The sequence below is a fragment of the Streptomyces sp. NPDC107454 genome (assembly GCF_055582885.1).
In genome coordinates this window covers 199950-222480 of sequence record NZ_JBVJPA010000004.1, presented here as the reverse complement: position 1 = coordinate 222480, position 22531 = coordinate 199950, and the positions used below count along the sequence as shown (strand labels likewise).

Sequence of the window (22531 nt, the reverse complement as noted above, 5' to 3'; positions counted from 1 at the left end):
CTGGACAGCCGTCCAGCTATAGTGGACACCTGTCCAGGAGATATCTGTCCAGGAACGCCGTGGACAGCCGTGTACGAGGGAGCTTGCTGACGATGGAGACGGTCGCGAACGTGCTGGTGGGCCTGGTGGCCGCGCTGCACGCGTACATACTCGTGATGGAGATGTTCCTGTGGGAGAAGAAGCCGGGGCGCGGCCTGCACGGCTTCGACCCGGAGATGGCCCGGGCGACCGCGCCGTTGGCCGCCAACCAGGGGCTCTACAACGGGTTTCTCGCGGCGGGCCTGGTGTGGGGGCTGATCGCCGCCGATCCGACCGGGTTCCGCGTCCAGGTCTTCTTCCTGGTGTGCGTCGTGGTCGCCGGGGTGTACGGGGCGCTCACCGCCAACCGCCGCATCCTCTTCGCGCAGGCCCTGCCCGGCGCGCTCGCCCTGGCCGCCGTCCTGCTCGCGCGGTGACGCCCGAGGACCCGCGGGCCGCCCGCACCCGCGAGAAGCTGCGCCGGGCGCTCCTCGCGGAGTGCGCCGAGCACCCGCTGGAGGAGGTCGGCGTCGCCGCGCTGGTGCGGCGGGCCGGGGTCGGCCGGGCCACCTTCTACGTGCACTACGCCGACCTGGAGGCACTGGCCGTCGACGCCTGCGCCGATGTCGTACGGGAGGCCGTGGAGGCGCTGCACGCGTGGCGCGGGCGGCCCGACCCGGTGTCCGCGCCGCCCGCCCTGCTCGCGTTCTTCGCCGACCTCGCCCCGCACGCCGGCCTCTACCGCGCGCTGCTCAGCCCGGGCGGGGGCGGCCCGCTCGGGCACGTCCTCCATCGCGACCTGCGCGCCCGAAGCCTGGCCGAGCGCACCCTCGCGGGCGCCGCGGACGCCCCGCTGGTGGCCTCCGCGGTCGCCGCCACGTTCGCGGGGGTGCTCGCGGACTGGCTGCACGGACTCCTTGAGGGCACCCCGGAGGAAGTCGCCGACCAGGTCTGGCAGTTGCTGGTCGCCCTGCACATGAGCCGCTGAAGTCTCATCTGCAGGCCACCTGCTCCTTCGTGGCGGGCCATGCCTCCACCCCGTGGTTCGTGCGTACGTACGCCGTGGCCTTGTCGTCCGTCAGCCAGAGCGCCCAGCCGTGGAAGCGGTATCCGGTGTCGTGCGCGACGGCGGGCATACGGACGTCCCCCTTGTACGCCGCGGTGAGCAGGTGGCTCCCGAGCACCCCGCGCGGATCGCGGGCGTACTGCCTGACGTCCTTGCGGCCGCCCAGCGCGAGGAAGTGGACGCTCTCCCAGTCGCAGTGCTCCGGCCCCGTCGAGCTGCTCACCGTCGTGGTGGGCAGGCGACGGCCGTCCCGGTCGGTCCAGATCTCGAACCTGCCGTCCGTGAAACTCGCGGGGAGTTCGGCCGGGTCGCAGGAGGCGTAGGTCTCCGGGCCCCAACCGGGGCGCTGCGGCTGGTCCTCGGCGACGACAACGGCGATCTTGGTCCTGCCGTCGACGTCGTACGAGAACAGGACGCGGCCCGCCGCCCTGCGCTCCACCCGGTAGCCGTGATCGGGCAGTTCGGGCTGGTCCATGTCGACATACGCGTTCAGGCCCTCCTCCGGCGTCGAGCCGCCGTCACGCTCGGCCCACCCGTCGCCCCCACCGCCCGAGTAGATCGCGCCGTCGCACTCCAACGCCCGGCCGGCGGCGCCCGAGCTCTCCTCGAATTCTCGGGCGCTGCCGTCCGCGCCCTCCCTGAACGGCAGGTCCAGCCGTCCCGCGTACGGCGTTGCCGGGGGCGTACCGGTGACGACGAGGTCCTCGCGCACCCCGTCGTCGTCGCACCCCACCGCCGCCAGTCCCACCAGCGCCACCGCCGCCACGATCCCTCTGCGCATCCCGCCCCCTGTTCGACGCACACTCGCTGTCCCTCCTCCGACGCACGAGGGACCCTGATCGTTCGTACGAGGGACGGTGAGCGTTCACACGAGGGACGGTGAGGGCTCGTCGCTCAGCGAGCCGCCTGGAACGTGCGCCGGTAGGCCCCCGGCGAGACGCCGATCGCCGCGTGCAGGTGCTGACGCAGCGAGGTGCCCGTCGCGAAGCCGACCTCGCCGGCGATCTGGTCCACCGAGAGGTCGCTGGACTCCAGCAGATGGCGGGCCCTGACGACACGCTGCTGGATGAGCCAGCGGCCGGGACTCATGCCCACCTCGTCGTTGAAGCGGCGGGCGAAGGTGCGCAGGCTCATGCGGGCGTGACCGGCGAGATCGGCCAGGGTCAGCGGGTCACCCAGTCGGGCGAGAGCCCACCCACGGGTCGCCGCCGTGCTGGTCGCCGCCGCGTCCGGCACGGGCTGCTCGATGTACTGGGCCTGACCGCCGTCGCGCCAGGGCGGCACCACACACCGCCGGGCCACCTTGTTGGCCAGCTCACTGCCGTGGTCATTGCGCAGGATGTGCAGACAGACGTCGACGCCGGAGGCGGCACCGGCGGAGGTGAGGATCGTGCCGTCGTCCACGAAGAGCACGTCCGCGTCCAGGAGCACCCCCGGGAACAGGCGCCGGAACTCGTCGGCCACCTGCCAGTGCGTGGTCGCCCGCCGCCCCTCCAGGAGACCGGCCGCCGCCAGCACGAAGGCGCCCGTGCAGATGGAGACGATGCGGGTGCCCGGGCGGATGAGCGCGAGCGCCGCGGTGACCTCGGCGGAGAGCTCCGCGGTCACGGCGGCCGGGTCGATGGCGGGGATCACCACCGTGTCCGCCGTGCCCAGCACCTCGGGGCCGTGCTCGACGGTGACCGAGAAGTCCGCGTTGCAGCGCACCGGGCGACCGTCGACGGTGCAGGTCAGCACCTCGTACCGGCCGTCCGCGGCGCCGAAGATCCGGCTGGGGATGCCCAGCTCGAAGGGGTAGACGCCGTCCAGTGCCAGGACGGCCACGCGCTCGACACGCTCCACTCGACTCATGGCACGATCTTATCGAAGGTTGGCAATCTTGCCATTTCGCGGAGCGCGCCGGCCCGGCACGCTGTGTTCATGAGCACTGCGAACACGATGCGCGCGATCAGTCAGGACGTCCTCGGCGGGCCCGAGGTACTCAAGGAAGTGGAGACGGAGCGGCCGGCCCCCGGGCCGAGCGAGGTACTGGTGCGGGTGCGGGCGGCCGGGGTCAACCCGACCGACTGGAAGCACCGGGCGACGGGCGGGTTCCTGGGGCAGCCGCCCTTCGTCCTGGGCTGGGACGTCTCCGGAGTGGTGGAGGCCGTCGGAGTCGGCGTCACCCTGTACGAGCCCGGCGACGAGGTCTTCGGCATGCTGCCCTACCCGTTCGGGCACGGCTCGCACGCCGAGTACGTCACCGCGCCCGCCCGCTCCTTCGCGCCCAAGCCGGCCGGGATCGACCACACGGAGGCCGGCGCCCTGCCGCTGGTCTCGCTGACCGCCTGGCAGGCGCTGGTCGACACGGCCGATCTGCGGCCGGGGCAGCGGGTGCTGATCCACGCCGCGGCCGGCGGCGTCGGGCATGTGGCCGTGCAGATCGCCAAGGCGCGCGGCGCGTATGTGATCGGCACGGCGAGCTCGGGCAAGCACGAGTTCCTGCGCGGTCTCGGCGCCGACGAGCTGATCGACTACCGGGAGACCGACTTCACCGAGGCGGTCCGCGACGTCGACGTCGTCCTGGACACGATCGGCGAGGAGAACACCTTCCGTTCGCTGCGGGTGCTGCGCGAGGGCGGGATCGTGGTGTCGATCCTGCCGATGGGGTCGGAGGAGCTCTACAAGGAAGCCGCGGCGCTCGGCGTGCGGGCGGCGCGGATGCTGGTGGAGGCGGACCACGCGGGCATGCGGGCGGTCGCGGACCTCGTCGACGCGGGCAAGCTGCGCGCGACGATCGCCGGTTCGTTCCCGCTGGCCGATGCCGCCGAGGCACACGCGCTCGGCGACACCGGCCGGACCACGGGCAAGCTCGTGCTCACGGTCGACTAGAAGGTCGGTACGGGTTGTCGACTAGAAGGTCAGTACAGGCTTGATCGTCTTGCCCGCCTTCATGTCCCGCACCGCCTGCTCGATGTCCGCGAACGGATAGTGGCCGATCAGGCGGTGCAGCGGGAGCCGCCCCTCCTTCACGAGCTGGACCAGCGCGGGGATGAAGGTCTGGGTCTCGCCGTCCCCGAGGGTGAGGCCGACGATCCGCCTGCCGGGGATCAACCCGTTGACGTCCAGGGCGACTTCGGTACCGAAGGGCGGGGCGCCGACCACGACCAGGGTGCCGCGCGCGGCGAGCGCGTCGGCGCCCTGGCGCAGTACGGCGACGCTGCCGGTGGTCTCGACGACACCGTCGGCACCGTGACCGTCCGTCAGCAGCGCGACGGCCTCGCCGAGGTCGGCCTCACCCGCGTCGATCGTGCGCGTCGCACCCAACTCCTCGGCCAGGGTGAGGCGTTCGGCGACCCGGTCGACCACGATGATCCTTGTGGCGGGGGTCAGGGCGGCGGCCATCACCGCGGACAGGCCGACCGCTCCGGCGCCGAGCACGACGAGGGTGTCGCCGAGCCTGGGCTTCAGCACGTTCCAGACCGCACCGACCCCGGTCTGCACCCCGCAGCCCAGGGGGGCGATGGACTCCAGCGGCACATCGGGGTCGACCTTCACCAGGCTGCGCGCGTCGACCAGCGCCCGCTCGGCGAAGGAGGACTGCCCGAAGAAGTGTCCGCCGAGCGGGGCTCCGGCGCGGCTGATCGTGCTGGTGCCGTCGGCGCGCCGGCCGCCGATGAGGTTCAGCGGCAGCCAGGTGGCGCAGTAGGCGGGGTGTCCGTCACGGCAGTTGTGGCAGCCGCCGCAGGAGGTGAAGGACAGGACGGCATGGTCGCCGGGGACGACGCCGGTGACGTCCGGTCCGACGGCCTCGACGACGCCCGCTCCCTCGTGACCGAGGACGCCGGGCAGGGGGAAGGGCAGACCGCCGCTCGCCACACCGAGGTCGGTGTGACACAGGCCGGTCGCCACCATACGGACGAGGACTTCGCCGGAGCCCGGCTCGTCGAGTTCGACATCGGCGAGCGTGAACGGCGCGCCCGAGGACTCGACCACGGCCGCGCGGGTGGGGGTGGACATCGTACGAACTCCCTTTGGTGGTGGTGCGCGGTTCAGCCGAGCGAGACGACGACGGACTTGACCTTGGTGTAGGAGGCGAGGGCCTCGGGCCCGTACTCCCGGCCGAAACCGGAGTCCTTGACCCCGCCGAAGGGCACCGCGGGGTCGAGCATCGCCCAGTCGTTGATCCAGACGATGCCCGCCTGGAGCCGGTCGGCGACGCGGTGCGCGCGGGTGAGGTCGCTGGTCTGGATGCCCGAAGCCAGGCCGTACGGGGTGGAGTTGGCGAGTTCGACCGCCTCGTCCTCGGTGTCGAAGGGCTGGACGGTGAGGACCGGGCCGAAGATCTCCTCCTGGATCACGCGGGAGTCGTTCGGCAGGCCCGCGAGGACCGTGGGCTTGTAGTAGTAGCCGCCGTTCAGGTCGAGCCGCTCACCGCCGCAGACGATGCGGGCACCCTCCTTGCGGGCCAGTTCGACGTACTCCTCGACCTTCCGGAGGTGCTTCTCCCCCGCCATCGGACCGACGACGGTCTCGGGGGCGCGGGGGTCGCCGACCGGGACGCCGGGGACGGCGTCGGCGAGGATGTTCAGCAGGGTGCTGTACACCGGGCGTGCCACCAGCAGCCGCGGGCCGCCCATGCAGAACTGCCCGGTGTTGAAGACGAATCCCTTGATGACCGCGCCGACCGCCTTCTCCAGGTCGGCGTCCTCGAAGACGACGTGGGCCGCGTTGCCGCCCAGTTCCATGGTGACCGGCTTGAGCGCCTCGCCCGCGACGCTCGCGGCGTGCCGGCCGACGGCGGTCGAACCGGTGAAGGCGAGCTTGTCGATGCCGGGGTTGCGCAGCAGGGCCTCGCCCGCGACCGGTCCGCTGCCGGTGACGACGTTCACCACACCGTCCGGGACTCCGGCCTCCTGGAGCAGGCGGGCCATGTACAGGGCGCTGAGCGGGGTCTCGTCGGCGGGCTTGTGCACCACGGTGTTCCCGGCCGCGAGAGCCGGGGCGAGCTTCGAACTGGACAGGATCAGCGGGAAGTTGAAGGGCGTGATCGCGGCGACCACGCCGAGCGGTCCCCGGCGTGTGTAGGCGAAGGCGCCCAGCGGGGTGTCGCGGGTGGCGCCGTCCAGGGTCTGGGCGAGCGCGGCGCAGTACTCGTACTCGTCGGCCGCCGTGAGCACGTCGACGGGGCGGCACAGGGATATGGGCTTGCCGACGTCGAGACTCTCCAGGGCGGCGAGCTCGTCGGCGTTCTCGCGGATGAGCTCCGAGACGCGGTGCAGCACCCTGCCCCGCTCCCGTCCGCTCAGACCGGCCCAGGGGCCGTGGTCGAAGGCCTCCCGTGCGGCGCGTACGGCGGCGTCCACGTCCGCCGCACCCGCCTCGGCGACCGTCGCGACCACCTGGCCGGTGGAGGGGTCGATCACGTCCGTACGCGCTCCGTCGGCCGCCTCGCGCCACTGTCCGCCGATGAACAGCCGCCCGGGCCCGCTCTCGAAGGTGGTCGTCATTGCCCACTCCTCAGCCTTGATCGGCAAGATTTCAACCATCAGGATTCCTGTTGGTTCGCAGTCTCATTACGGACAGGTTTCCTGTCAATGCCCTAGGCTGAACCCATGGTCGGCACCCAGGTAACGAAGGCACCTCCATCCCTGCTCTACATGGTCAAGCGGGTGGAGCTCGTCGTGCGCTCCCACCTCGACGAACTGGTGAAGCCGGCGGGGATCACCGCACTGCAGTACACGTCACTCACCGTGCTGGAACGACACGACGGCCTCTCGGCGGCCCAGCTCGCGCGGGACTCCTTCGTGACCGCACAGTCGATGGCCGACCTGGTGCGCTCACTGGAGAACCGCGGACTGATCCGCCGCGAGCGCAATCCGCACAACCGGCGCGAGCTGCTGATCCTGCTCACCGACGAGGGGCGCGAGCTCCTCGCGCGGTACACCGACGCGGTACGTGAACTGGAGGAACGCATGGTGCGCGAGCTCAGCGCACACCAGACGGATCAGTTCCGCCAGGCCCTGTCCAAGGCGTGGCACGCCCTGTCGTGATCCGCGTGGCCGACACGAGGGGCGACTTGCCCTTCAAATCGCAGACATATGTCAATCGAACATGCTGGAATTCACTCCAACGAGGGTAACTTGCAGAGCAGGGAACGGTTTTGCGGGCCCTGCCGCCAGGAGTGGGTCAGCAGCCGGTTGGAGGCGATGTCGCCGTGACGTACGACCCCGCACCGCCCACCCGCCATCTGCGCGTCCGCCTGGACCGGGGTCACACGGTGCTGGAGTTCCACGGGGAGATCGACATCGTCGCGGCGCTGGAGATCACGCCGTACCTGGACGCGCTGACGGGTCATCCGGAGCCGCAGATCGTGATCGACCTGCGGCCCGTGGACTTCTTCGACTGCTCCGGGCTGCGCCTGCTCTACCGCGCCAGGAGCCGCGTTCTCGACCGGGGCGGCCGGCTGCACCTGATCTGCACCCGGCCGCTGACACTGCGCGTCCTCAAGGTGACCGGCCTGGCCAAGCTCCTGCCGCCCTCGGCGTCGCTGGACGCGGCGCTGGGGCAGCCGGAAGCCACGTCGGGCACCTTATGACCCCTGCCGACCGGACGGTGTGACCTCGGCCGGCTGCCCCTCGCTCACTTCAGGATCTTGGTCACCTGTCCCGCCCCTACCGTCCTGCCGCCCTCCCGGATGGCGAACTTCAGGCCTTCCTCCATGGCGATGGGCTGGATGAGCTGCACGTTCATGGTCGTGTTGTCGCCCGGCATGACCATCTCCGTGCCCCTGGGAAGAGTCACGACACCCGTCACGTCCGTCGTGCGGAAGTAGAACTGCGGCCGGTAGTTGTCGAAGAAGGGCGTGTGCCGTCCGCCCTCGTCCTTCGACAGGATGTACGCCCGCGCCTCGAACTGCATGTGCGGGGTGACCGAACCCGGCCTGATCACGACCTGCCCCCGCTCCACGTCGTCGCGCCTGACCCCGCGCAGCAGCAGGCCGACGTTCTCCCCCGCCCGGCCCTCGTCGAGGAGTTTGCGGAACATCTCGATGCCCGTGACGGTCGTCTTCGTCTTCTGCTCGTGGATGCCGATGATCTCGACCTCGTTGTGGACCTTCAGCACCCCGCGCTCGATCCGGCCGGTGACGACCGTGCCGCGACCCGTGATGGTGAAGACGTCCTCGATCGGCATCAGGAAGGGCCGGTCGACGTCCCGGACCGGCTCGGGCACGAACTCGTCTACGGCCGCGAGCAGTTCGAGAACGGAGGCACTCCACTTCGGGTCACCCTCCAGCGCCTTGAGCGCGGAGACCTGGACGACCGGAACGTCGTCGCCGGGGAACTCGTACTCGGTGAGCAGCTCACGCACCTCGAGCTCGACGAGTTCCAGGATCTCCTCGTCGTCGACCATGTCCGTCTTGTTGAGGGCGACGACGATGTACGGGACGCCGACCTGCCGGGCGAGCAGTACATGCTCCTTGGTCTGCGGCATCGGCCCGTCCGTCGCCGCGACCACCAGGATCGCGCCGTCCATCTGCGCGGCCCCGGTGATCATGTTCTTGATGTAGTCGGCGTGCCCCGGACAGTCGACGTGCGCGTAGTGCCGGGCTTCCGTCTGGTACTCGACATGGGCGATCGAGATGGTGATGCCGCGCTGGCGTTCCTCCGGCGCCTTGTCGATCTGGTCGAACGGCGTGAAGGGGTTCAGGTCGGGAAACCGGTCGTGCAGAACCTTCGTCACGGCCGCCGTGAGTGTCGTCTTCCCGTGGTCGATGTGCCCGATGGTGCCGATGTTGACATGCGGCTTGGTCCGCTCGAACTTCGCCTTGGCCACTGCGAGCCCTCCTGATCGCCTGGGTGACGCCGAGCGTTGCTGCGCCGCTTCCTGGCGGGGGGCCGAGCGAGGTACCGAACGCTGAACGAGGTCAGGAAGGGTCGCTCTTCCTGTTTATTCGCTCGGGGGCGCGTCGAACAGGGCGCTGACGGACTCACCGTTGTGAATGCGGCGCACGGCCTCGGCGAGCGCCGGGGCGATGGACAGGATCCGCAGCTTCTCGGTGTGCTCCTCGTCCGGCACCGGCACGGTGTTGGTGCACACGATCTCCAGGACGTCCTCCTGCTCGCTCAGCCGCTTGAGCGCGCCCGCCGCGAACAGCCCGTGGGTGCAGGCGACCCTGATGGACCGCGGCCCCAACTCCCGCAACCGCTCGAGGAGTTCGAGGACCGTACTGCCCTTGGCGATCTCGTCGTCGAGGACGATGACATCGCGCCCGGTGATCTCACCGATGACGGAGCTGATGCTCACCCGGTCGTCGGCGAACCGCTGCTTGGCACCGGCGGCCACCTGGGCGCCGATCAGCCGGGCGAAGGCCGCGGCCTCCTTGGCGTTGCCCAGGTCCGGCGACACGACCGTCGTACGCGACAGATCGTGACCGCGGAAGTGCGCGGCGAGCTCCCGCAGGGCGTGCAGATGGTCGACCGGCACCGAGAAGAACCCGTGGACCTGCGGGGAGTGCAGCGTCATCGCGAGGACGCGGCTGGCCCCGGCCGCCACCAGCAGGTCGGCGACGAGCCGCCCGCCCATGGAGATCCGCGGCATGTCCTTCTTGTCCGAACGGGCGTACGAATAGTGGGGCATGACCACGGTGATCCGCCCCGCGGAGGCACCCCGCGCCGCGTCGCACATCATCAGCAGTTCGACGAGGTGCTCCTGCACGGGAGTGACCAGCGGTTGCACGAGGAACACATCGCGCTCGCGACAGTTGGCCTGGAGCTGGACCTCCAGGCAGTCGTTGGCGAACCGGCTGACCCGGGTCGGGCTGAGGGGCACGCCGAGATGGGCGCAGACCTCTGCCGCCAGCTCGGGATGGGCACTACCGCTGAACACGGCGATGTCACGCACGACCGCTCCTCGCAAGATCGATCCGGGTGCGCCGCCGGTTGGCATGATCGACCCGGGATGCGTGCCTCATGCTACTGGGCCCAGCCCAGGTACTCCCACCGGGGGAAATTCGGTTGCGCACGGTCACGGGGCATACGCCAGGATGGTCCGGCCAGCACCCCCACCCATGGGAGAACGACATGCGCCGATTCCTCGGAACTTCTCAGCGCCCCCACCGGACGACTGTTCCCGAGGACTCGACCACGCATGGACACTCTGAACATCGGCATTCTGGCCCACGTCGACGCGGGTAAGACCAGCCTCACCGAGCGGCTGCTCTTCGACGCCGGCGCCATCGACCGGCTCGGCAGCGTCGACGCCGGTGACACCCGCACGGACGACGGGGAGATCGAGCGCCGGCGCGGGATCACCATCCGCTCGGCCGTCGCCGCCTTCACCGTCGGCGACGTCCAGATCAACCTCATCGACACCCCCGGGCACGCCGACTTCATCGCCGAGGTCGAGCGCGCCCTGGAGGTCCTCGACGGCGCCGTGCTGCTCCTGTCCGCCGTGGAGGGCGTACAGGCACAGACGCGCGTCCTGATGAAGACCCTGCGACGGCTCGGGCTGCCCACCCTGATCTTCGTCAACAAGATCGACCGGGCGGGTGCGCGGGAGGCGGGGCTCCTCGACGACATCCGGCGCCGCCTCACGCCGTACGTCGTCCCGCTCGTCGGTGTGCGCGGCCTCGGCACCGCGCGTGCCCGTCTCGTCCCGCGTCCGCTGGACGAGACGGCGGCCGGCACACTCGCGGAGGTGGACACGGACGTCCTCGCCGCGGTCGTGGACGGCCCCGCGCCGACCCCGGACGACCTGGCGGCCGCGCTCGTCGCGCGCACCGCCGACGGCTCCCTCCACCCGGTCTTCTTCGGGTCCGCCCTGGGCGGGCAAGGGGTTGCCGAGCTGGTCGAGGGGCTGAGCCGGCTCGTCCCGCGCCCGACGGCCTCCGACTGCGCCGAGCCACGAGGCACGGTCTTCGCCGTGCGCCCCGGACCCGGCGGCGAGCGCACGGCGTATCTGCGGCTGTACGGGGGTGAAGTGACGCACCGTCAACGCCTCACGTTCACCCGGCGCGAGGCCGACGGGCGCACCACGCAGGTCCCCGGCCGGGCCCAGGAACTGGAGGTCGTGGGGCGGCCGGGGGCGGCCACCTTGACCGCGGGAAACATCGCCGCGCTCCGGGGCGTCGCCGGCATCCGTGTCGGCGATCGGCTCGGTGAGCTCACCGAGCGTGCGCCGCAGTTCGCGGCGCCGACCCTGGAGACCCTCGTCCGGGCCCGGCACCCCGCCCAGGCGGCCCCGTTGCGCTCGGCCCTCCTCGCGCTGGCCGACCAGGACCCGCTGATGCACGCCAGGGCCGCCGCGTCCGGCAGCACCGCGCTCCTCCTCTACGGCGAGGTGCAGAAGGAGGTCCTGGCGGCCACGCTCGCCCAGGACTTCGGCATCGAGGCGGAGTTCGAGCCGAGCCGGGTGCGGTTCCTGGAACGGCCGGACGGCACCGGCGAGGCCTGCGAGGAGATCCAGCGGCACGGGCACGCCGGATTCTGGGCCACGGTCGGGCTGCGGATCGAGCCCGGACCGCACGGCTCCGGCGGCGTCTTCACGTACGAGACCGAGCTCGGCGCCCTGCCCCGGGCCTTCCACCAGGCGATCGAGGACACGGTCCACGCGACCCTGCTCTCCGGTCGGCACGGCCGGCCGGTCACCGACTACCGGGTGACGCTCGTGCGTTCCGGATTCGTCGCGCCGCTCAGCACGGCAGCCGACTTCCGCGGCCTCACCCCGGTCGTGCTGCGCCGCGCGCTGGAGCGGGCGGGGACGCGGGTGTACGAGCCGTACCACGCCTTCGAGGTGGAGCTCCCGCTCGATGCGCTGGCCCCGGTAACGGCTCGGCTCGCCGCGCACGGCGCACGCTTCGGGGAGACGACCGGCGGCCGGACCTGCTGGCTCGTCACCGGCGAGCTGCCGGCCCGGCAGGTACGGGAGGTCGAGCTGCTGCTGCCGGGGCTCACCCACGGCGAAGGGGTCTGGTGGTCCCGCCCGTCGGGGGACCGCCGCGTGTAGTGCGGCGGATGCGGTACGGCCGGCGGACACGGCGCTCATTCGGCGTACGGCGATGGGCGGTGACCGGTGCCGCCGGAGTGGACGCGCTCCCGCCCGCGCTCCCCATCAGCGACATCAATCCGCCAACAGGGTGGCCTAGTAGGTGATTTGGGGGGCATCCGGTGAGCAGGAAGGAGGACCGCCGAATGACGACGTCCATCAAGCGCCTGCCCAGGCGCATGCCCGCGTGGGCCAAGGCGATCACCGCCGTCGTGCTGGTGCTCGTGGTGCTGTTCGCCGGGCTGCGCCTGGCCGTTCTGCCTGGGCTGCGCGACCTGTTCGGCACCCAGACGCACGACCGCTCCGGACCAGCCCTCCTCAAGTCGATCCAGGACATGAGCCGTTACGACGCCGCCTCGGGCAACTTCCAGGTGGTGGTGGACCTGGAGAAGGATGCCAAGTACCTGCCCGACGCGATCCGCGGCACCCGCACGCTGTACGTGGGGGCCGGCACGGTCGAGGCGTATGTCGACCTCGGTTCGCTCGCCAAGAAGGACGTGACGGTCGACGCCGACCGCACCACGGCCACCTTGCGGCTGCCGCACGCGTTTCTCGGCAAGCCCGCGCTCGACCCCAACCGTTCGTACGCCGTCTCCAAACAGCGTGGTCTGCTCGACCGGCTCGGCGACTTCTTCTCCGACAACCCGGACAGCGAACAGGCCGTGCAGAAGCTCGCGGTCAAGCACATCGGCGACGCGGCGAAGGACAGCGAGCTCACCAAGCGGGCCGAGGAGAACACCACCGGCATGCTCGACGGCCTGCTGCGCTCCCTCGGCTTCAAGGAGGTGAGCGTGAGCTACGGCGCCTGAGCCGGGCCGCACTCCGTCGAGGGTCCAGTGGGCTCGGCATCGAAGGGCGCTTCGCGGGTAACCGCCCTTACCTGCAGAACAGTTGAAACCGGGAGAATCGAATGGTCCGTACGGCGTCACTCATGAGCACCCTGCGCACCACCGGTACAGCGAAATCCGGTCGACGGTCGTCGGTACCCGCGCAGGAGCGCAAGGCGCTCCCGCTGCCCGTGCGGCTGCTCGTGATGCTGCTGGCCTTCGTGGCCATGGTGGCGTTCGCGGTCGCGCTGGCCCGCCTGACGCTGGAGCCGTCACCGGCGTCGAAGGCGCTGATCCACACCAATCTGCACCCCGGCAGTTCTCTGCGGGCCTATCTCGACCAGCCGGCGCTGCGCGACGCCGTGAAGCAGATCGGCGGGAACGTCGTGCTCGGTGTGCCGTTCGGCGTGCTGGTGCCCGTGCTGATTCCCAAGGCCCGGGGGATCCTGCGCGTTCTGCTGCTCACCGCGGTGGTGATGCTGCTGGTCGAGTTGGTCCAGGGCACGCTGATCACCGGACGCGCCTTCGACATCGACGATGTCATCCTCAACACGTCCGGAGCGCTGGTGGGCTATCTGCTGCTGGGACGACGGATCGGCCGGGCGGTGCATCCCAAGCGCCGTCGGCAGGGCCGGCGCAACCGGCGCGAGGCCCCGAAGGCATGAGGGTCCGCATGTCATGACCGTCCGCCCGCGGCCCCCACCGCGGGCGGCCGGAGTCGATCGGCCGGAGTCGATCGACCGGGGGCGATCGACCGGGGTTGGCCTCTCAGCAGCCCATGGACCAGGTGTGCGAGTCACCGCGGTCGTTCGCCACGGCGTTGTAGCCGACCTCCTCCCCCGGTCCGAGACAGATGGTCATGGCGCCGCCCTGCCAGGCGTCCTCGTAGACCTTCACGTGGTCCTTGACGCCGGGGCCCGAGATGCCGTGGTTGGCCCAGGAGGAGTCGGTGTCGGCGATCCAGCTCTCCCACCACCCGTCGTCCCCCGACCAGTTGGCGCGCTGGCCGTCGAAGTTGGCGTTCTCCCAGACGCAGAAGTTGCCGCTGGGACAGTCGGCCGCGCCGGAGGGGGTGGCCAGGGCGAGACCGCCGGTGAGGGCGAGCAGGGCCGCGGCGGCGGAAAGGGCGAGACGCTGGGTGATCACGAAGGGTCACTGCCTTTCTTCAGGGTTACCTGGACGGTCCGCTCGGCATACAGATCCGCCGCGCGGCGCAGTGCGCGGGTGCGCAACTGCCGGTAGGTGGTCAGTTGTCCGTGCCGCTCGGCGCGGACCCGGGCCAGCAGGGCCGGTTCCAGCCGCGCCCGCAGCCGGGTGAGGCCGCTCTCACGTGCACAGCGCGTGGAGACGGCGGGGTCGGGGCGGCCGGGGCGGGCCCCGTGCGCCGGGGCGACACAGCGGGTCCAGCGGGCGGTTGCGGCGCGGTAGCCGGGATCGCGCTTCATGCGCTGCTGGGCCTCGGCCCGCAGGTTGTTCACCACGACCCGAGTACGGAACCAGAGCCGCTGGTCGCCGTAGAGATCGCGCTCGGCGGCGGCGAGGCAGCCGTCCGTGTGTGCGGTGACGGTGTAGCCGGTGGCGAGGGTGACGGAGAGCTCGGGGTGGCCGCGGCCGAAGAGAGCGCCCTGCAGTCGGCGGTCCTGCGGGGCCGTGGCGCTGTGGTCCTGTTGGGCCGAGGCGTTCGGGAGGGTCAGTCCCTGCCTGGCCAGACAGCGGTCGACGAGCACCTGCTGGGCGGTGTCGATGAGGTCGTCGCGGTCGCGCTCGGTCCTGGGCAGCGGGGGCAGCGTCCGCTGCGCCGTCGCCGTGGAGCACCCCGTCAACGCCAGCACCGCGAGCGCGGCGGCGGCGAACGCGCGAAGGAGTCGCACGGGTCAGCCGACCTCGCAGCCCATCCTGGTGTCGGCGACGCCGTCGAGCCGGGCGCCCCAGGGCCAGTTGTCGGCCAGGTCGTGCGCCCGGATCAGCCGGGCGTAGCAGGTGCCGCGGCCCCAGTCGATGGCGTACACGGCGGTGTCGGCGTTGGACCTGAAGGATGCGGCCTTGTCGTGCAGGAACTCCGGGACGTCCGTATAGCCCGGTGGGGTGTAGCACCACGACGAGCCGTGCTGTCCGGAGGCGGTCCAGAAGCACACGTCTCCGGCCCGCGACGCGCCGTACGTCGCCGCGCTCGCCGGTACGGCGGCGAGGAGGGCGGTCGAGACCAGCAGACCGGTCGAGGCGAGGAGGGCGGCGGCGGGCACGGCGAAGCCACGGGGCATGACGACTCCCGGAGGGAAGAGGGGACGCCGGGGCGGTCGCGATCACCCGGCAAGATCAACCGTGCCCTCGCGGGGATCGGCCCATGCCGGGTTCCCGCCTTTTGGTGATCTCTCCTGGGGTGCGGGGTCATTCCCCCCGCGACAGCTCACACCGGCGCGAACCCCGAGGTCCGCGCGCTCCCCACGCCTCGGCCCAACTGCCCGGCGCCGCGACCTGATCCTCGGACCGGCCCTGGCGCGCTGATCCGCCGGATCGGCCCTAGTGCCCTGATCCGCCGGACCGGCTCTGGTGCGCCGCCCAGGTGAACTTGTCGCCGCCCACCCAGCGCACCACGTCCGGGTCGTCGAGATCGTGGATATGGATCCCCTGGGAGCCGGCGAACGTCAGGACATCGGTGATCGACTTCGCCTCGCCGACCATTTCCCCGTCGATCTCCACGATCCGAAACGGCGGGTCGGACGGTTGCACCCCGAGCACCATGACCCGCGGGTAGGAGATGTGGGGGCTCGAGATTTCGGTCATGCCTAGAGCGTACTAGAACGTAGATCGAATCCCGCGAGCGGGTCGGGGCGAGTGACACTCCGCCGTGCGGGCCGACGGCGGCTGGGCAAGGCTTGGAGGGCTTGAAAGGGGCGAAAGGCTCACGGAAGGTGGTGCCGATGGATCCCGTCGAGGCCCTGGACCGGATCGCGTTCCTGCTGGAGCGCACCCAGGCCCCCACCTATCGCGTACGGGCCTTCCGCACCGCGCAGGCCGTGCTGGCCGCGCTGCCCGCCGGGGAGGTCGACAGGCGCGTCGCCGCCGGAACCCTGGAGTCGCTGAAGGGCATCGGACCGAAGACGGCGCAGGTCGTGCGCGAGGCGGTGGCCGGTCAGCCGCCCGGCTATCTCGAGACGCTGGAACAGGAGGCCGCGGGCCCCCTCGCCGAGGGCGGTGAACACCTGCGAACGCTGCTGCGCGGCGACTGCCATCTGCACTCCGACTGGTCGGACGGCGGCAGCCCGATCGAGAAGATGGGCCGGACCGCCGCGCGCCTCGGGCACGAGTGGGCGGTGCTCACGGACCACTCACCGCGGCTGACCGTGGCGCGGGGCCTGTCCCCCGAGCGGCTGCGCGAGCAGTTGGCGGTGGTGGCGGAGCTCAACCGCCGGTGGGCCCCCTTCCGGCTGCTCACCGGCATCGAGTGCGACATCCTCGACGACGGATCGCTCGACCAGGAACCGGAATTGCTGGAGTCGCTGGACGTCGTGGTGGTGTCGGTGCACTCCAAGCTGCGTATGGACGCCAGGTCGATGACCCGCCGTATGGTCACCGCCGTACGCAATCCGCTCGCAGACGTGCTCGGTCACTGCACCGGCCGGCTGCTCACCGAGCGGCGGCGGCCCGAGTCGGAGTTCGACGCGGACGCGGTCTTCGCCGCCTGCGCGGAGTCCGGTACCGCCGTGGAGATCAACTGCCGCCCGGAACGGCTCGACCCACCGCGCCCGCTTCTGCGCCGGGCGCTCGACGCGGGCGTGCTCTTCTCGATCGATACCGACGCGCACGCCCCCGGCCAGCTCGACTGGCAGATCCACGGCTGCGCGCGGGCCGAGGAGTGCGGGGTGCCCGCCGAGCGCGTGATCACCACCTGGAGCGAGGACGAGCTGCTGGCCTGGACCCGGTCGAGGACCGCGCCGACCCGCATGACCAGCACCTGACGGGCGTAGGCTGGACGGCGAGAGCAAACCCGCGCCCGAGCCCCCGGACGCGTGAAGTCGTACGGCGAGCCGAGACGTGACTCGTACGGCGACCCGAGAACCGTCCGCCCCCTTGCCCCTCCGGGTGACGCAGATCACCGCTCCTGCCCTGGTCACGCGGGAACACCCCTCGGTAGTTCCCCGTTAAACCAACCGTGGGTGCGGATGGGACAGTGTCCCCGGGCCTCACCTTTTGCCCACAGGGACGATCGTTCGGCTGAAGCCCTGTGGAGCCTCTCGCCGAGAGGTGACCGCCATCCGGGCCCACCACAGACGGCCCCGACCGAGATTCCCCCGTCCGGTCGGGGCCTTTTCATGTCCCGCGCCAGGCCCGGCCCGCCGTGGGCGGCTGCCTCCGCTTGACTTCGAGTGCTCTCCCATCCGTAGCGTCGGAACATGACCACTGCACAGCACAAGATCGGCTCGGGGTTCGGCGCCCGCAGCACCGCCGACGACGTCCTCCAGGGCATCGACCTGACCGGGAAGCTCGCGATCGTCACCGGCGGGTACTCGGGGCTCGGCCTGGAGACCACCCGCGCGCTCACCAAGGCGGGCGCCCACGTCGTCGTTCCGGCGCGCCGCCCGGACGTGGCCCGGGAGGCGGTGGAGGGCATCGAGGGGGTCGAGGTGGACGAGCTCGACCTCGGTGACCTCGACAGCGTCCGCGCCTTCGCCGAACGCTTCCTCGCCTCCGGCCGCACCATCGACATCGTCATCGACAACGCCGGGATCATGGCCTGCCCGGAGACCCGCGTCGGTCCCGGCTGGGAGGCGCAGTTCGCGACCAACCACCTCGGCCACTTCGCGCTCGTGAACCGTCTGTGGCCCGCGATCGAGCCGGGCGGCGCACGGGTCGTCTCCGTCTCCTCGGGCGGTCACCACAACTCGGGGATCCGCTGGGACGACGTGCACTGGCGCACCGGCTACGACAAGTGGGAGGCGTACGGGCAGGCGAAGACCGCGAACATCCTGTTCGCCGTCCACCTCGACCGGCTCGGCCGGGAGTCCGGCGTACGGGCCTTCGCCCTCCATCCCGGCGGCATCCTCACCCCGCTGCAGCGCCACCTCGCCAAGGAGGAGATGGTGGAGCGCGGCTGGATCGACGAGGACGGCAACCCGCTGAACCCGTCCGGCTTCAAGTCGCCCCAGGAGGGTGCGGCGACCCAGGTGTGGGCCGCGACCTCACCCCAGTTGGCCGGCCTGGGCGGGGTGTACTGCGAGGACTGCGACATCGCCGAGGTCGCTCCGGCGGACGGCGAGCGGACCGGCGTACGGGACTACGCGATCGACCCCGAGCAGGCCGCGCGGCTGTGGACGCTGTCGGCGGAGCTGACCGGGGTGAACGCGTTCGCGTGACGCGCCCGGGGTGTCAGTCGCGGGCCGTGAACTCCCGCAGATCCGCGAGGAGTTGTTCCGCGTGTGTGGCGAAGAGGCCGTGGCCCGCGTTCTCGTAGACCTTGAGTGTGCCGTTGGGGAGCAGTTCGGCCGCCCGGCGGCCGGTCAGGTCCAGCGGCGCCGACGTGTCGTGGGTGCCGTGGACGACCAGTGCGGGCAGGTCGAGCTTGGCCAGTTCGGGGGCGACGTTCAGGGTGGCCGCGAGGTCTCCCAACGCCGCCCCGCCGCGCGCGGTGGCGCCGTGGCAGCGGTTGATCATGGACTGCACATAGGCCGGGGAGAGCTGGTTCCCGGGGAGGTCGAGGGCGAAGAACGAGCGGGCCCCGTCCACGAAGAAGGCGGCCCGGTCGCGGCGGAAGACCTCGTTGCCGGCCTCGACGACGCCCGGGTCGATGCCCTCCGGATGGTCCGCGGACCGGACGGCCCCGGGCGCCATGCCTGCGACGAGTGCCACCCTCGCCACCCGCTCGACCCCGTGCCGGGTCAGGCAACGTACGACTTCCGCGGTCCCGATGGAGTGCCCGACCAGTGTCACCCCGGACAGGTCGAGGTGGCGCAGCAGCCCGTCGACGTCGTCGGCCAGAGTGTCGAGGTCGAACCCGCCCCACACGTCGTCGGACCGACCGTGGCCGCGCCGGTCGAAGCCGACGCACCGGTAGCCCTCCGCGGCGAGCGGCAGCATCTGGTACTCCCACATCTCCGTGCCGAAGTAGGCGCTGTTGACGAACACGACGACCTGCCCGGTGGCGGGACCGTAGTCGACGAAGTGCAGTCGGGTGCCATCGACGGGGCTCTCGAAGTACGGCATGGGAAACCTCCCGGAATCCGGTGGCGGGACGAGTGGGTACGTCCTTCATGGTTCCGGAGGGCTGGGGCGGGGTCGATTACCCCTGAGGTCATGTCACCTCGTCGTCAGCTCGGCCGGCCGATGGCCCGCAAGGGGCACCCGGTGTCGACGCGCGTGGCGAGTTCGGCCCGCAGGGTGGCGAGTTCGGCCATGCGGGCGTCGATGACCTGGATCTTCTGCTCGAACAGCACGGACAGCGCATCCGCGGAGTCCGGCGCCTCCCGCAGCTCCTCGCCGTGCCGCGCGATCTCCGCGAGCGAGAATCCCAGCGTCTGCGCGGTGCGGACGTAGTGCAACCAGGGCACCGCCTCGGGCGGGAAGTCGCGATATCCGTTGGCCAGTCGGCGACCCGTGACGAGGCCGACCTTCTCGTAGAACCGAATGGTGTCCCTGCTCATGCCCGCCTGCGCGGCGAGCTCTCCGATACGCATGTCCCTCCAGCGGACGGCGACCTTGACCTTGGACCGTACTCCACTGTTTAGCGTGAGGCGTCGCTGTCCCGAGACGAGTTGGAGCCTCATCGTGATCCGGACCCTCGCCCCCGAACGCCCCGCCTATCTGCGCGCCGTACGGGCAAGCGCCTGGTACGACCTCGTCGTCACCGCGGGCTTCGCGACGCCCTGGACGTACGCGCTGGTGCACGATGCGCTGTCGTCGTCGGGCAACGCGCTCGGGCTGGGAGCCCTGCCCGAACTCGACCCGGTGCAGACCCTGTACGCGAATCTGATGGGCTCGGTCGTGGTGGTCTGGGCCGTCCTGCGCATCGTCCGGCCGCTGCCGGTGCACGGACTGCTCGACGGCATCGCGCGCACGCTGTTCGCGGCGTGGCAGGCGTACGCGCTGGCCCACGGTGCCATGCCGCTGCTGTGGCTGTTCTTCGGCGTCGAGGTGATGTTCGGCCTCGTCCAGCTGGTGCCGTGGTCGCGAAACCGGAACACGAACCCGTTGGCCGTCGAACGCCCCTAGTGCGCGGCGGCGTGCCCTGCCACGTGCCCCATAGACCCTCGTCGACCCGAAACCCGTACGGCGAGACTGCCTACTCGTGAGGCGTGCTGATCCCCACCGGGAAATCCTGGTCATCCCAGGGCCCCGGCGTCATCGCGCCGCGCGCTCGACTCCGCGGCCGGATCCGTCAGGACGCCGGGGCTGTCACCCGGTCCATCACGGCCGAAGAACGCCGAACAACGCCGAAGAACTAGGCGTAGCCGTGTGCGCAGCGACGACAGCCCGCCCAGCCACCGCGGTGCCACTCGACCTCGTTCGGAAAACGTTCTGGAGACAAACCCGATGAAGCTCGCCAAGCGTCTCATCCTCACCACGACGGCTGTCGGCGCCGTGACCGCCGGCACGCTGTTCGGCGCGACGGTCGGCCAGGCCGCGACCTCGCAGCCCGCCCGCACCGGCGTCGGCGCTCCCGCCGCACTGAAGGTCCCCGACGGCAACCGGCTCACCGGCGTCTTCTCCGCCGCCGGCGTCCAGACCTACACCTGCGCCGACGGCGCCTGGAAGCTGCTGGAACCCGCCGCCACCCTGTGGGCCGGGCACGACCGCTCCCACCGCCCCCTCGCTCTCCACTCCCGCGGCCCCGTCTGGGTGTCCACGGTGGACGGCAGCGCGGTCAACGCCGCGGCCGTCGCCAACTCCCCCAAGACCGGCACCATCCCCGAGCTCCTCCTGCGGGCCACCGCCACTCGCGGCACCGGGGTCTTCGCCGGCGTCTCCTACGTCCAGCGCCTCGACACCCACGGCGGCGTCGCCCCCATCACCGCCTGCACCGGTACCGACCAGATCAGCGTCCGTTACTCCGCCACCTACGCCTTCTACAAGCCCGCCAAGTGATGCGGTAGGAGCGACGGCAGGGGCCCTCCGGACGATCCCAAGGGCCCCTGTCCTGCTGCGGGTCGGCGGGGCGGCTGTCGTGCGTCGTGAACCCCCGGCTGCGGGTCAGTGCGGGGCGCGCTCCTCCAGGGCGGTGCGCCAGGCCGGGGAGGGGCTCTCGCTCACCGGCTCGGCGCGTCGGCCGCCCCGCGCGAAGAAGTCGGCGAGCGGCAGGATCGCGGCACCGACGGTGACCGCGTCCGGGCCGAGCCGGCCGAGGTCGATGGAGACGCGCTCGGCCGGATAGCGCAGGGCGTACGAGGCCGCGTACCGACGGACGGCGGGCAGAAAGCGGGTGCCGAGCTGGAGGCCCGCCCAGCCGCCGATCAGGATCCGCTCGGGCTGGAAGAGGTTGATCAGGTCGGACAGGCCGGCGCCCAGGTACTCGGCGGTCTCCTCCAGGACGGCGAGCGCGACGGGGTCGGCCTCGACACCCTCCTCGGCCGGGTAGGCCGCGGTGAGCATCGCGGTGAGCGCGGTCTCCTCGTCGGTTCCCTCGGGCGGGCGTCCGCCCTCCTCGCGCCAGCGGTCGAGAAGCGCCTCCGCGCCCGCGTACGCCTCCAGACAGCCCAGGGCACCGCACCGGCAGCGGCGCCCCCTGACCCGTACCGTCAGGTGGCCCCACTCCACCGAGCGGCCGTGCTCCACGTCCTCGGTGACCAGACAGGCGCCGACGCCCGAGCCGAAGAGGACGACGACCGCGTTGCGCGCGCCGCGTCCGGCGCCGAACCACATCTCGGCCTGGCCCAGGGTCCGGGCGCCGTTGTCCGCGAAGTACGGGACGGTGTCGGGGAGTTGGCAGGCCGAACGGAGCAGGGACTCCAGCGGGACGGCGTCCCAGCCGATCGTCTGACCGTGCACCACCGCCCCCTCCTCGGGCGTGCGGGCGACGATTCCCGGGACGCCGATACCGACGCCGAGCAGCCGCTCGGGAGCGATGCCCGCCTCGTCCAGCACCTCGGCGACGCCGTCCCGGATGTGCCCGACGATGACATCGACGTCGTACTCCCGACGCTTCGACGACGGTCCGCCGCCCGGCGACGGGTCCTCCCCCTGAGCCTGTCCGTCGCCCTCCGACGCCCAGTCACCCCCGTACCCCTGCCGCTCCAGCGGCCGCTCCGTGCGGGCGAGTTCGGTGAGGGTCAGGTCGAAGAGTTCGACGCGGACGCGGGTTTCGCCGACGTCGACGCCGATCATGTGGCCGCTGCCGGGTACGACCCGCAGCAACGTGCGTGGGCGGCCGCCGTCGGAGTCGACGCTTCCGGCCTCCTCGACCAGACCGTCCGCGACGAGTTCCGCGACCACGTTGCTGACGGAACCGGAACTCAGGCCGGTGGCCGGGCCCAGCTCGAAGCGGCTCAGGGGGCCGTCGAAATACAACCGTTGCAGCACGGCGGTGCGATTGCCGCGCCGCAGGTCACGCACTGTTCGCCCGTTCCGCACCGCCATGAGAATCCCTTCCGGCCCGCCCGACCTG

The 22531-nt window shown here is 71.3% G+C and carries 25 protein-coding genes; 12 read left to right on the top strand and 13 right to left on the bottom strand.

Annotated elements, in window-relative coordinates; all coding sequences use genetic code 11:
- The first annotated feature begins 92 nt into the window (after positions 1-92).
- Positions 93-455, top strand: coding sequence for a DUF1304 domain-containing protein (locus ACZ69M_RS11280; protein WP_470048790.1), 363 nt, complete (start codon positions 93-95; stop codon positions 453-455).
- Entirely contained in the window at positions 452-1006 is a 555-nt protein-coding gene (locus ACZ69M_RS11275; RefSeq protein WP_067360187.1) for a TetR/AcrR family transcriptional regulator, read from the top strand. The genes ACZ69M_RS11280 and ACZ69M_RS11275 overlap by 4 nt, the downstream gene beginning before the upstream one ends.
- A gap of 4 nt (positions 1007-1010) precedes the next feature.
- On the opposite strand, the gene ACZ69M_RS11270 is transcribed toward ACZ69M_RS11275, so the two are convergent.
- Both ACZ69M_RS11270 and ACZ69M_RS11265 read right to left on the bottom strand, forming a co-directional pair.
- Positions 1011-1865: a hypothetical protein gene (locus tag ACZ69M_RS11270; protein ID WP_470048788.1), complete on the bottom strand. Its 855-nt coding sequence runs from the start codon at positions 1863-1865 to the stop codon at positions 1011-1013.
- A 113-nt stretch (positions 1866-1978) separates the two neighbouring features.
- Complete coding sequence (locus ACZ69M_RS11265; RefSeq protein ID WP_470048786.1) at positions 1979-2935, bottom strand: GlxA family transcriptional regulator; 957 nt, start codon at positions 2933-2935, stop codon at positions 1979-1981.
- Between the two features lie 69 nt (positions 2936-3004).
- Between ACZ69M_RS11265 and ACZ69M_RS11260 the strand changes: the two genes are divergently transcribed.
- Positions 3005-3955 (top strand): NADP-dependent oxidoreductase, encoded by a 951-nt coding sequence (locus ACZ69M_RS11260; RefSeq protein WP_470048784.1) that lies wholly within the window; start codon positions 3005-3007, stop codon positions 3953-3955.
- Between the two features lie 21 nt (positions 3956-3976).
- On the opposite strand, the gene ACZ69M_RS11255 is transcribed toward ACZ69M_RS11260, so the two are convergent.
- Together ACZ69M_RS11255 and ACZ69M_RS11250 are read right to left on the bottom strand one after the other, a co-directional pair.
- Entirely contained in the window at positions 3977-5083 is a 1107-nt protein-coding gene (locus ACZ69M_RS11255) for an NAD(P)-dependent alcohol dehydrogenase (protein ID WP_470048782.1), read from the bottom strand.
- 32 nt (positions 5084-5115) lie between these two features.
- The gene (locus tag ACZ69M_RS11250) at positions 5116-6573 is read right to left on the bottom strand and encodes an aldehyde dehydrogenase family protein (RefSeq protein ID WP_470048780.1); all 1458 of its coding nucleotides are present in this window, start codon (positions 6571-6573) and stop codon (positions 5116-5118) included.
- 105 nt (positions 6574-6678) lie between these two features.
- Here ACZ69M_RS11250 and ACZ69M_RS11245 point away from each other — a divergent pair, with 105 nt between their 5' ends.
- Both ACZ69M_RS11245 and ACZ69M_RS11240 read left to right on the top strand, forming a co-directional pair.
- Positions 6679-7116, top strand: coding sequence for a MarR family winged helix-turn-helix transcriptional regulator (locus ACZ69M_RS11245; protein ID WP_470048778.1), 438 nt, complete (start codon positions 6679-6681; stop codon positions 7114-7116).
- Between the two features lie 164 nt (positions 7117-7280).
- The gene (locus ACZ69M_RS11240) at positions 7281-7661 is read left to right on the top strand and encodes an anti-sigma factor antagonist (RefSeq protein ID WP_470048776.1); all 381 of its coding nucleotides are present in this window, start codon (positions 7281-7283) and stop codon (positions 7659-7661) included.
- A gap of 44 nt (positions 7662-7705) precedes the next feature.
- Here the strand turns inward: ACZ69M_RS11240 and tuf are convergent, their stop codons facing one another.
- Positions 7706-8899, bottom strand: a complete 1194-nt coding sequence (gene tuf / locus ACZ69M_RS11235; RefSeq protein WP_470048774.1) for an elongation factor Tu — start codon at positions 8897-8899, stop codon at positions 7706-7708.
- Positions 8900-9013: 114 nt separating this feature from the next.
- Positions 9014-9967: a ribose-phosphate diphosphokinase gene (locus tag ACZ69M_RS11230; RefSeq protein ID WP_266418006.1), complete on the bottom strand. Its 954-nt coding sequence runs from the start codon at positions 9965-9967 to the stop codon at positions 9014-9016.
- 246 nt (positions 9968-10213) lie between these two features.
- On the opposite strand from ACZ69M_RS11230, the gene otr(A) reads away from it, so the two are divergent.
- The 3 genes from otr(A) to ACZ69M_RS11215 all read left to right on the top strand — a co-directional run bounded on the left by otr(A) (position 10214) and on the right by ACZ69M_RS11215 (position 13601).
- Positions 10214-12070, top strand: coding sequence for a tetracycline resistance ribosomal protection protein Otr(A) (gene otr(A), locus ACZ69M_RS11225; protein WP_470048772.1), 1857 nt, complete (start codon positions 10214-10216; stop codon positions 12068-12070).
- A gap of 185 nt (positions 12071-12255) precedes the next feature.
- Entirely contained in the window at positions 12256-12918 is a 663-nt protein-coding gene (locus tag ACZ69M_RS11220; protein ID WP_470048770.1) for a DUF4230 domain-containing protein, read from the top strand.
- 122 nt (positions 12919-13040) lie between these two features.
- A complete protein-coding gene (locus ACZ69M_RS11215; RefSeq protein ID WP_470048768.1) occupies positions 13041-13601 on the top strand; it encodes a VanZ family protein in 561 nt (186 codons plus the stop codon).
- A gap of 103 nt (positions 13602-13704) precedes the next feature.
- Here the strand turns inward: ACZ69M_RS11215 and ACZ69M_RS11210 are convergent, their stop codons facing one another.
- The 4 genes from ACZ69M_RS11210 to ACZ69M_RS11195 all read right to left on the bottom strand — a co-directional run bounded on the left by ACZ69M_RS11210 (position 13705) and on the right by ACZ69M_RS11195 (position 15720).
- Entirely contained in the window at positions 13705-14082 is a 378-nt protein-coding gene (locus ACZ69M_RS11210; RefSeq protein WP_067360281.1) for a peptidase inhibitor family I36 protein, read from the bottom strand.
- Positions 14079-14807, bottom strand: a complete 729-nt coding sequence (locus tag ACZ69M_RS11205) for a hypothetical protein (protein WP_470048766.1) — start codon at positions 14805-14807, stop codon at positions 14079-14081. The genes ACZ69M_RS11210 and ACZ69M_RS11205 overlap by 4 nt, the downstream gene beginning before the upstream one ends.
- Before the next feature lie 3 nt (positions 14808-14810).
- Complete coding sequence (locus ACZ69M_RS11200; protein ID WP_470048764.1) at positions 14811-15197, bottom strand: hypothetical protein; 387 nt, start codon at positions 15195-15197, stop codon at positions 14811-14813.
- 259 nt (positions 15198-15456) lie between these two features.
- On the bottom strand, positions 15457-15720 hold the full coding sequence (locus ACZ69M_RS11195) for a hypothetical protein (protein ID WP_470048762.1): 264 nt from the start codon (positions 15718-15720) through the stop codon (positions 15457-15459).
- Between the two features lie 137 nt (positions 15721-15857).
- Between ACZ69M_RS11195 and ACZ69M_RS11190 the strand changes: the two genes are divergently transcribed.
- Together ACZ69M_RS11190 and ACZ69M_RS11185 are read left to right on the top strand one after the other, a co-directional pair.
- Positions 15858-16895 carry a PHP domain-containing protein gene (locus ACZ69M_RS11190; protein ID WP_470048760.1) on the top strand — a complete coding sequence of 346 codons (1038 nt, stop codon included), beginning with the start codon at positions 15858-15860 and terminating at the stop codon, positions 16893-16895.
- Between the two features lie 435 nt (positions 16896-17330).
- Entirely contained in the window at positions 17331-18290 is a 960-nt protein-coding gene (locus tag ACZ69M_RS11185) for an SDR family NAD(P)-dependent oxidoreductase (protein WP_470048759.1), read from the top strand.
- Positions 18291-18303: 13 nt separating this feature from the next.
- Here ACZ69M_RS11185 and ACZ69M_RS11180 read toward each other — a convergent pair whose 3' ends face one another.
- Together ACZ69M_RS11180 and ACZ69M_RS11175 are read right to left on the bottom strand one after the other, a co-directional pair.
- A complete protein-coding gene (locus tag ACZ69M_RS11180) occupies positions 18304-19137 on the bottom strand; it encodes an alpha/beta fold hydrolase (protein ID WP_470048757.1) in 834 nt (277 codons plus the stop codon).
- 104 nt (positions 19138-19241) lie between these two features.
- Positions 19242-19607, bottom strand: a complete 366-nt coding sequence (locus ACZ69M_RS11175; RefSeq protein WP_470048755.1) for a MerR family transcriptional regulator — start codon at positions 19605-19607, stop codon at positions 19242-19244.
- Between the two features lie 91 nt (positions 19608-19698).
- On the opposite strand from ACZ69M_RS11175, the gene ACZ69M_RS11170 reads away from it, so the two are divergent.
- Complete coding sequence (locus ACZ69M_RS11170) at positions 19699-20142, top strand: hypothetical protein (RefSeq protein WP_470048753.1); 444 nt, start codon at positions 19699-19701, stop codon at positions 20140-20142.
- A gap of 321 nt (positions 20143-20463) precedes the next feature.
- Positions 20464-21015 carry a DUF3455 domain-containing protein gene (locus ACZ69M_RS11165; RefSeq protein WP_470048751.1) on the top strand — a complete coding sequence of 184 codons (552 nt, stop codon included), beginning with the start codon at positions 20464-20466 and terminating at the stop codon, positions 21013-21015.
- A gap of 105 nt (positions 21016-21120) precedes the next feature.
- On the opposite strand, the gene ACZ69M_RS11160 is transcribed toward ACZ69M_RS11165, so the two are convergent.
- Positions 21121-22503 carry an ROK family protein gene (locus ACZ69M_RS11160; protein WP_470048749.1) on the bottom strand — a complete coding sequence of 461 codons (1383 nt, stop codon included), beginning with the start codon at positions 22501-22503 and terminating at the stop codon, positions 21121-21123.
- Between the last annotated feature and the right edge of the window lie 28 nt (positions 22504-22531).

Bases quoted from the DNA above. Each gene is read 5' to 3' on its own strand.
- ACZ69M_RS11280 (WP_470048790.1), top strand. From the start codon at position 93: ATGGAGACGGTCGCGAACGTGCTGGTGGGCCTGGTGGCCGCGCTGCAC.
- ACZ69M_RS11270 (WP_470048788.1), bottom strand. From the start codon at position 1,865: ATGCGCAGAGGGATCGTGGCGGCGGTGGCGCTGGTGGGACTGGCGGCG.
- ACZ69M_RS11265 (WP_470048786.1), bottom strand. From the start codon at position 2,935: ATGAGTCGAGTGGAGCGTGTCGAGCGCGTGGCCGTCCTGGCACTGGAC.
- ACZ69M_RS11260 (WP_470048784.1), top strand. From the start codon at position 3,005: ATGAGCACTGCGAACACGATGCGCGCGATCAGTCAGGACGTCCTCGGC.
- ACZ69M_RS11255 (WP_470048782.1), bottom strand. From the start codon at position 5,083: ATGTCCACCCCCACCCGCGCGGCCGTGGTCGAGTCCTCGGGCGCGCCG.
- ACZ69M_RS11250 (WP_470048780.1), bottom strand. From the start codon at position 6,573: ATGACGACCACCTTCGAGAGCGGGCCCGGGCGGCTGTTCATCGGCGGA.
- ACZ69M_RS11245 (WP_470048778.1), top strand. From the start codon at position 6,679: ATGGTCGGCACCCAGGTAACGAAGGCACCTCCATCCCTGCTCTACATG.
- ACZ69M_RS11220 (WP_470048770.1), top strand. From the start codon at position 12,256: ATGACGACGTCCATCAAGCGCCTGCCCAGGCGCATGCCCGCGTGGGCC.
- ACZ69M_RS11215 (WP_470048768.1), top strand. From the start codon at position 13,041: ATGAGCACCCTGCGCACCACCGGTACAGCGAAATCCGGTCGACGGTCG.
- ACZ69M_RS11200 (WP_470048764.1), bottom strand. From the start codon at position 15,197: ATGCCCCGTGGCTTCGCCGTGCCCGCCGCCGCCCTCCTCGCCTCGACC.
- ACZ69M_RS11195 (WP_470048762.1), bottom strand. From the start codon at position 15,720: ATGACCGAAATCTCGAGCCCCCACATCTCCTACCCGCGGGTCATGGTG.
- ACZ69M_RS11190 (WP_470048760.1), top strand. From the start codon at position 15,858: ATGGATCCCGTCGAGGCCCTGGACCGGATCGCGTTCCTGCTGGAGCGC.
- ACZ69M_RS11185 (WP_470048759.1), top strand. From the start codon at position 17,331: ATGACCACTGCACAGCACAAGATCGGCTCGGGGTTCGGCGCCCGCAGC.
- ACZ69M_RS11180 (WP_470048757.1), bottom strand. From the start codon at position 19,137: ATGCCGTACTTCGAGAGCCCCGTCGATGGCACCCGACTGCACTTCGTC.
- ACZ69M_RS11175 (WP_470048755.1), bottom strand. From the start codon at position 19,607: ATGCGTATCGGAGAGCTCGCCGCGCAGGCGGGCATGAGCAGGGACACC.
- ACZ69M_RS11165 (WP_470048751.1), top strand. From the start codon at position 20,464: ATGAAGCTCGCCAAGCGTCTCATCCTCACCACGACGGCTGTCGGCGCC.
- ACZ69M_RS11160 (WP_470048749.1), bottom strand. From the start codon at position 22,503: ATGGCGGTGCGGAACGGGCGAACAGTGCGTGACCTGCGGCGCGGCAAT.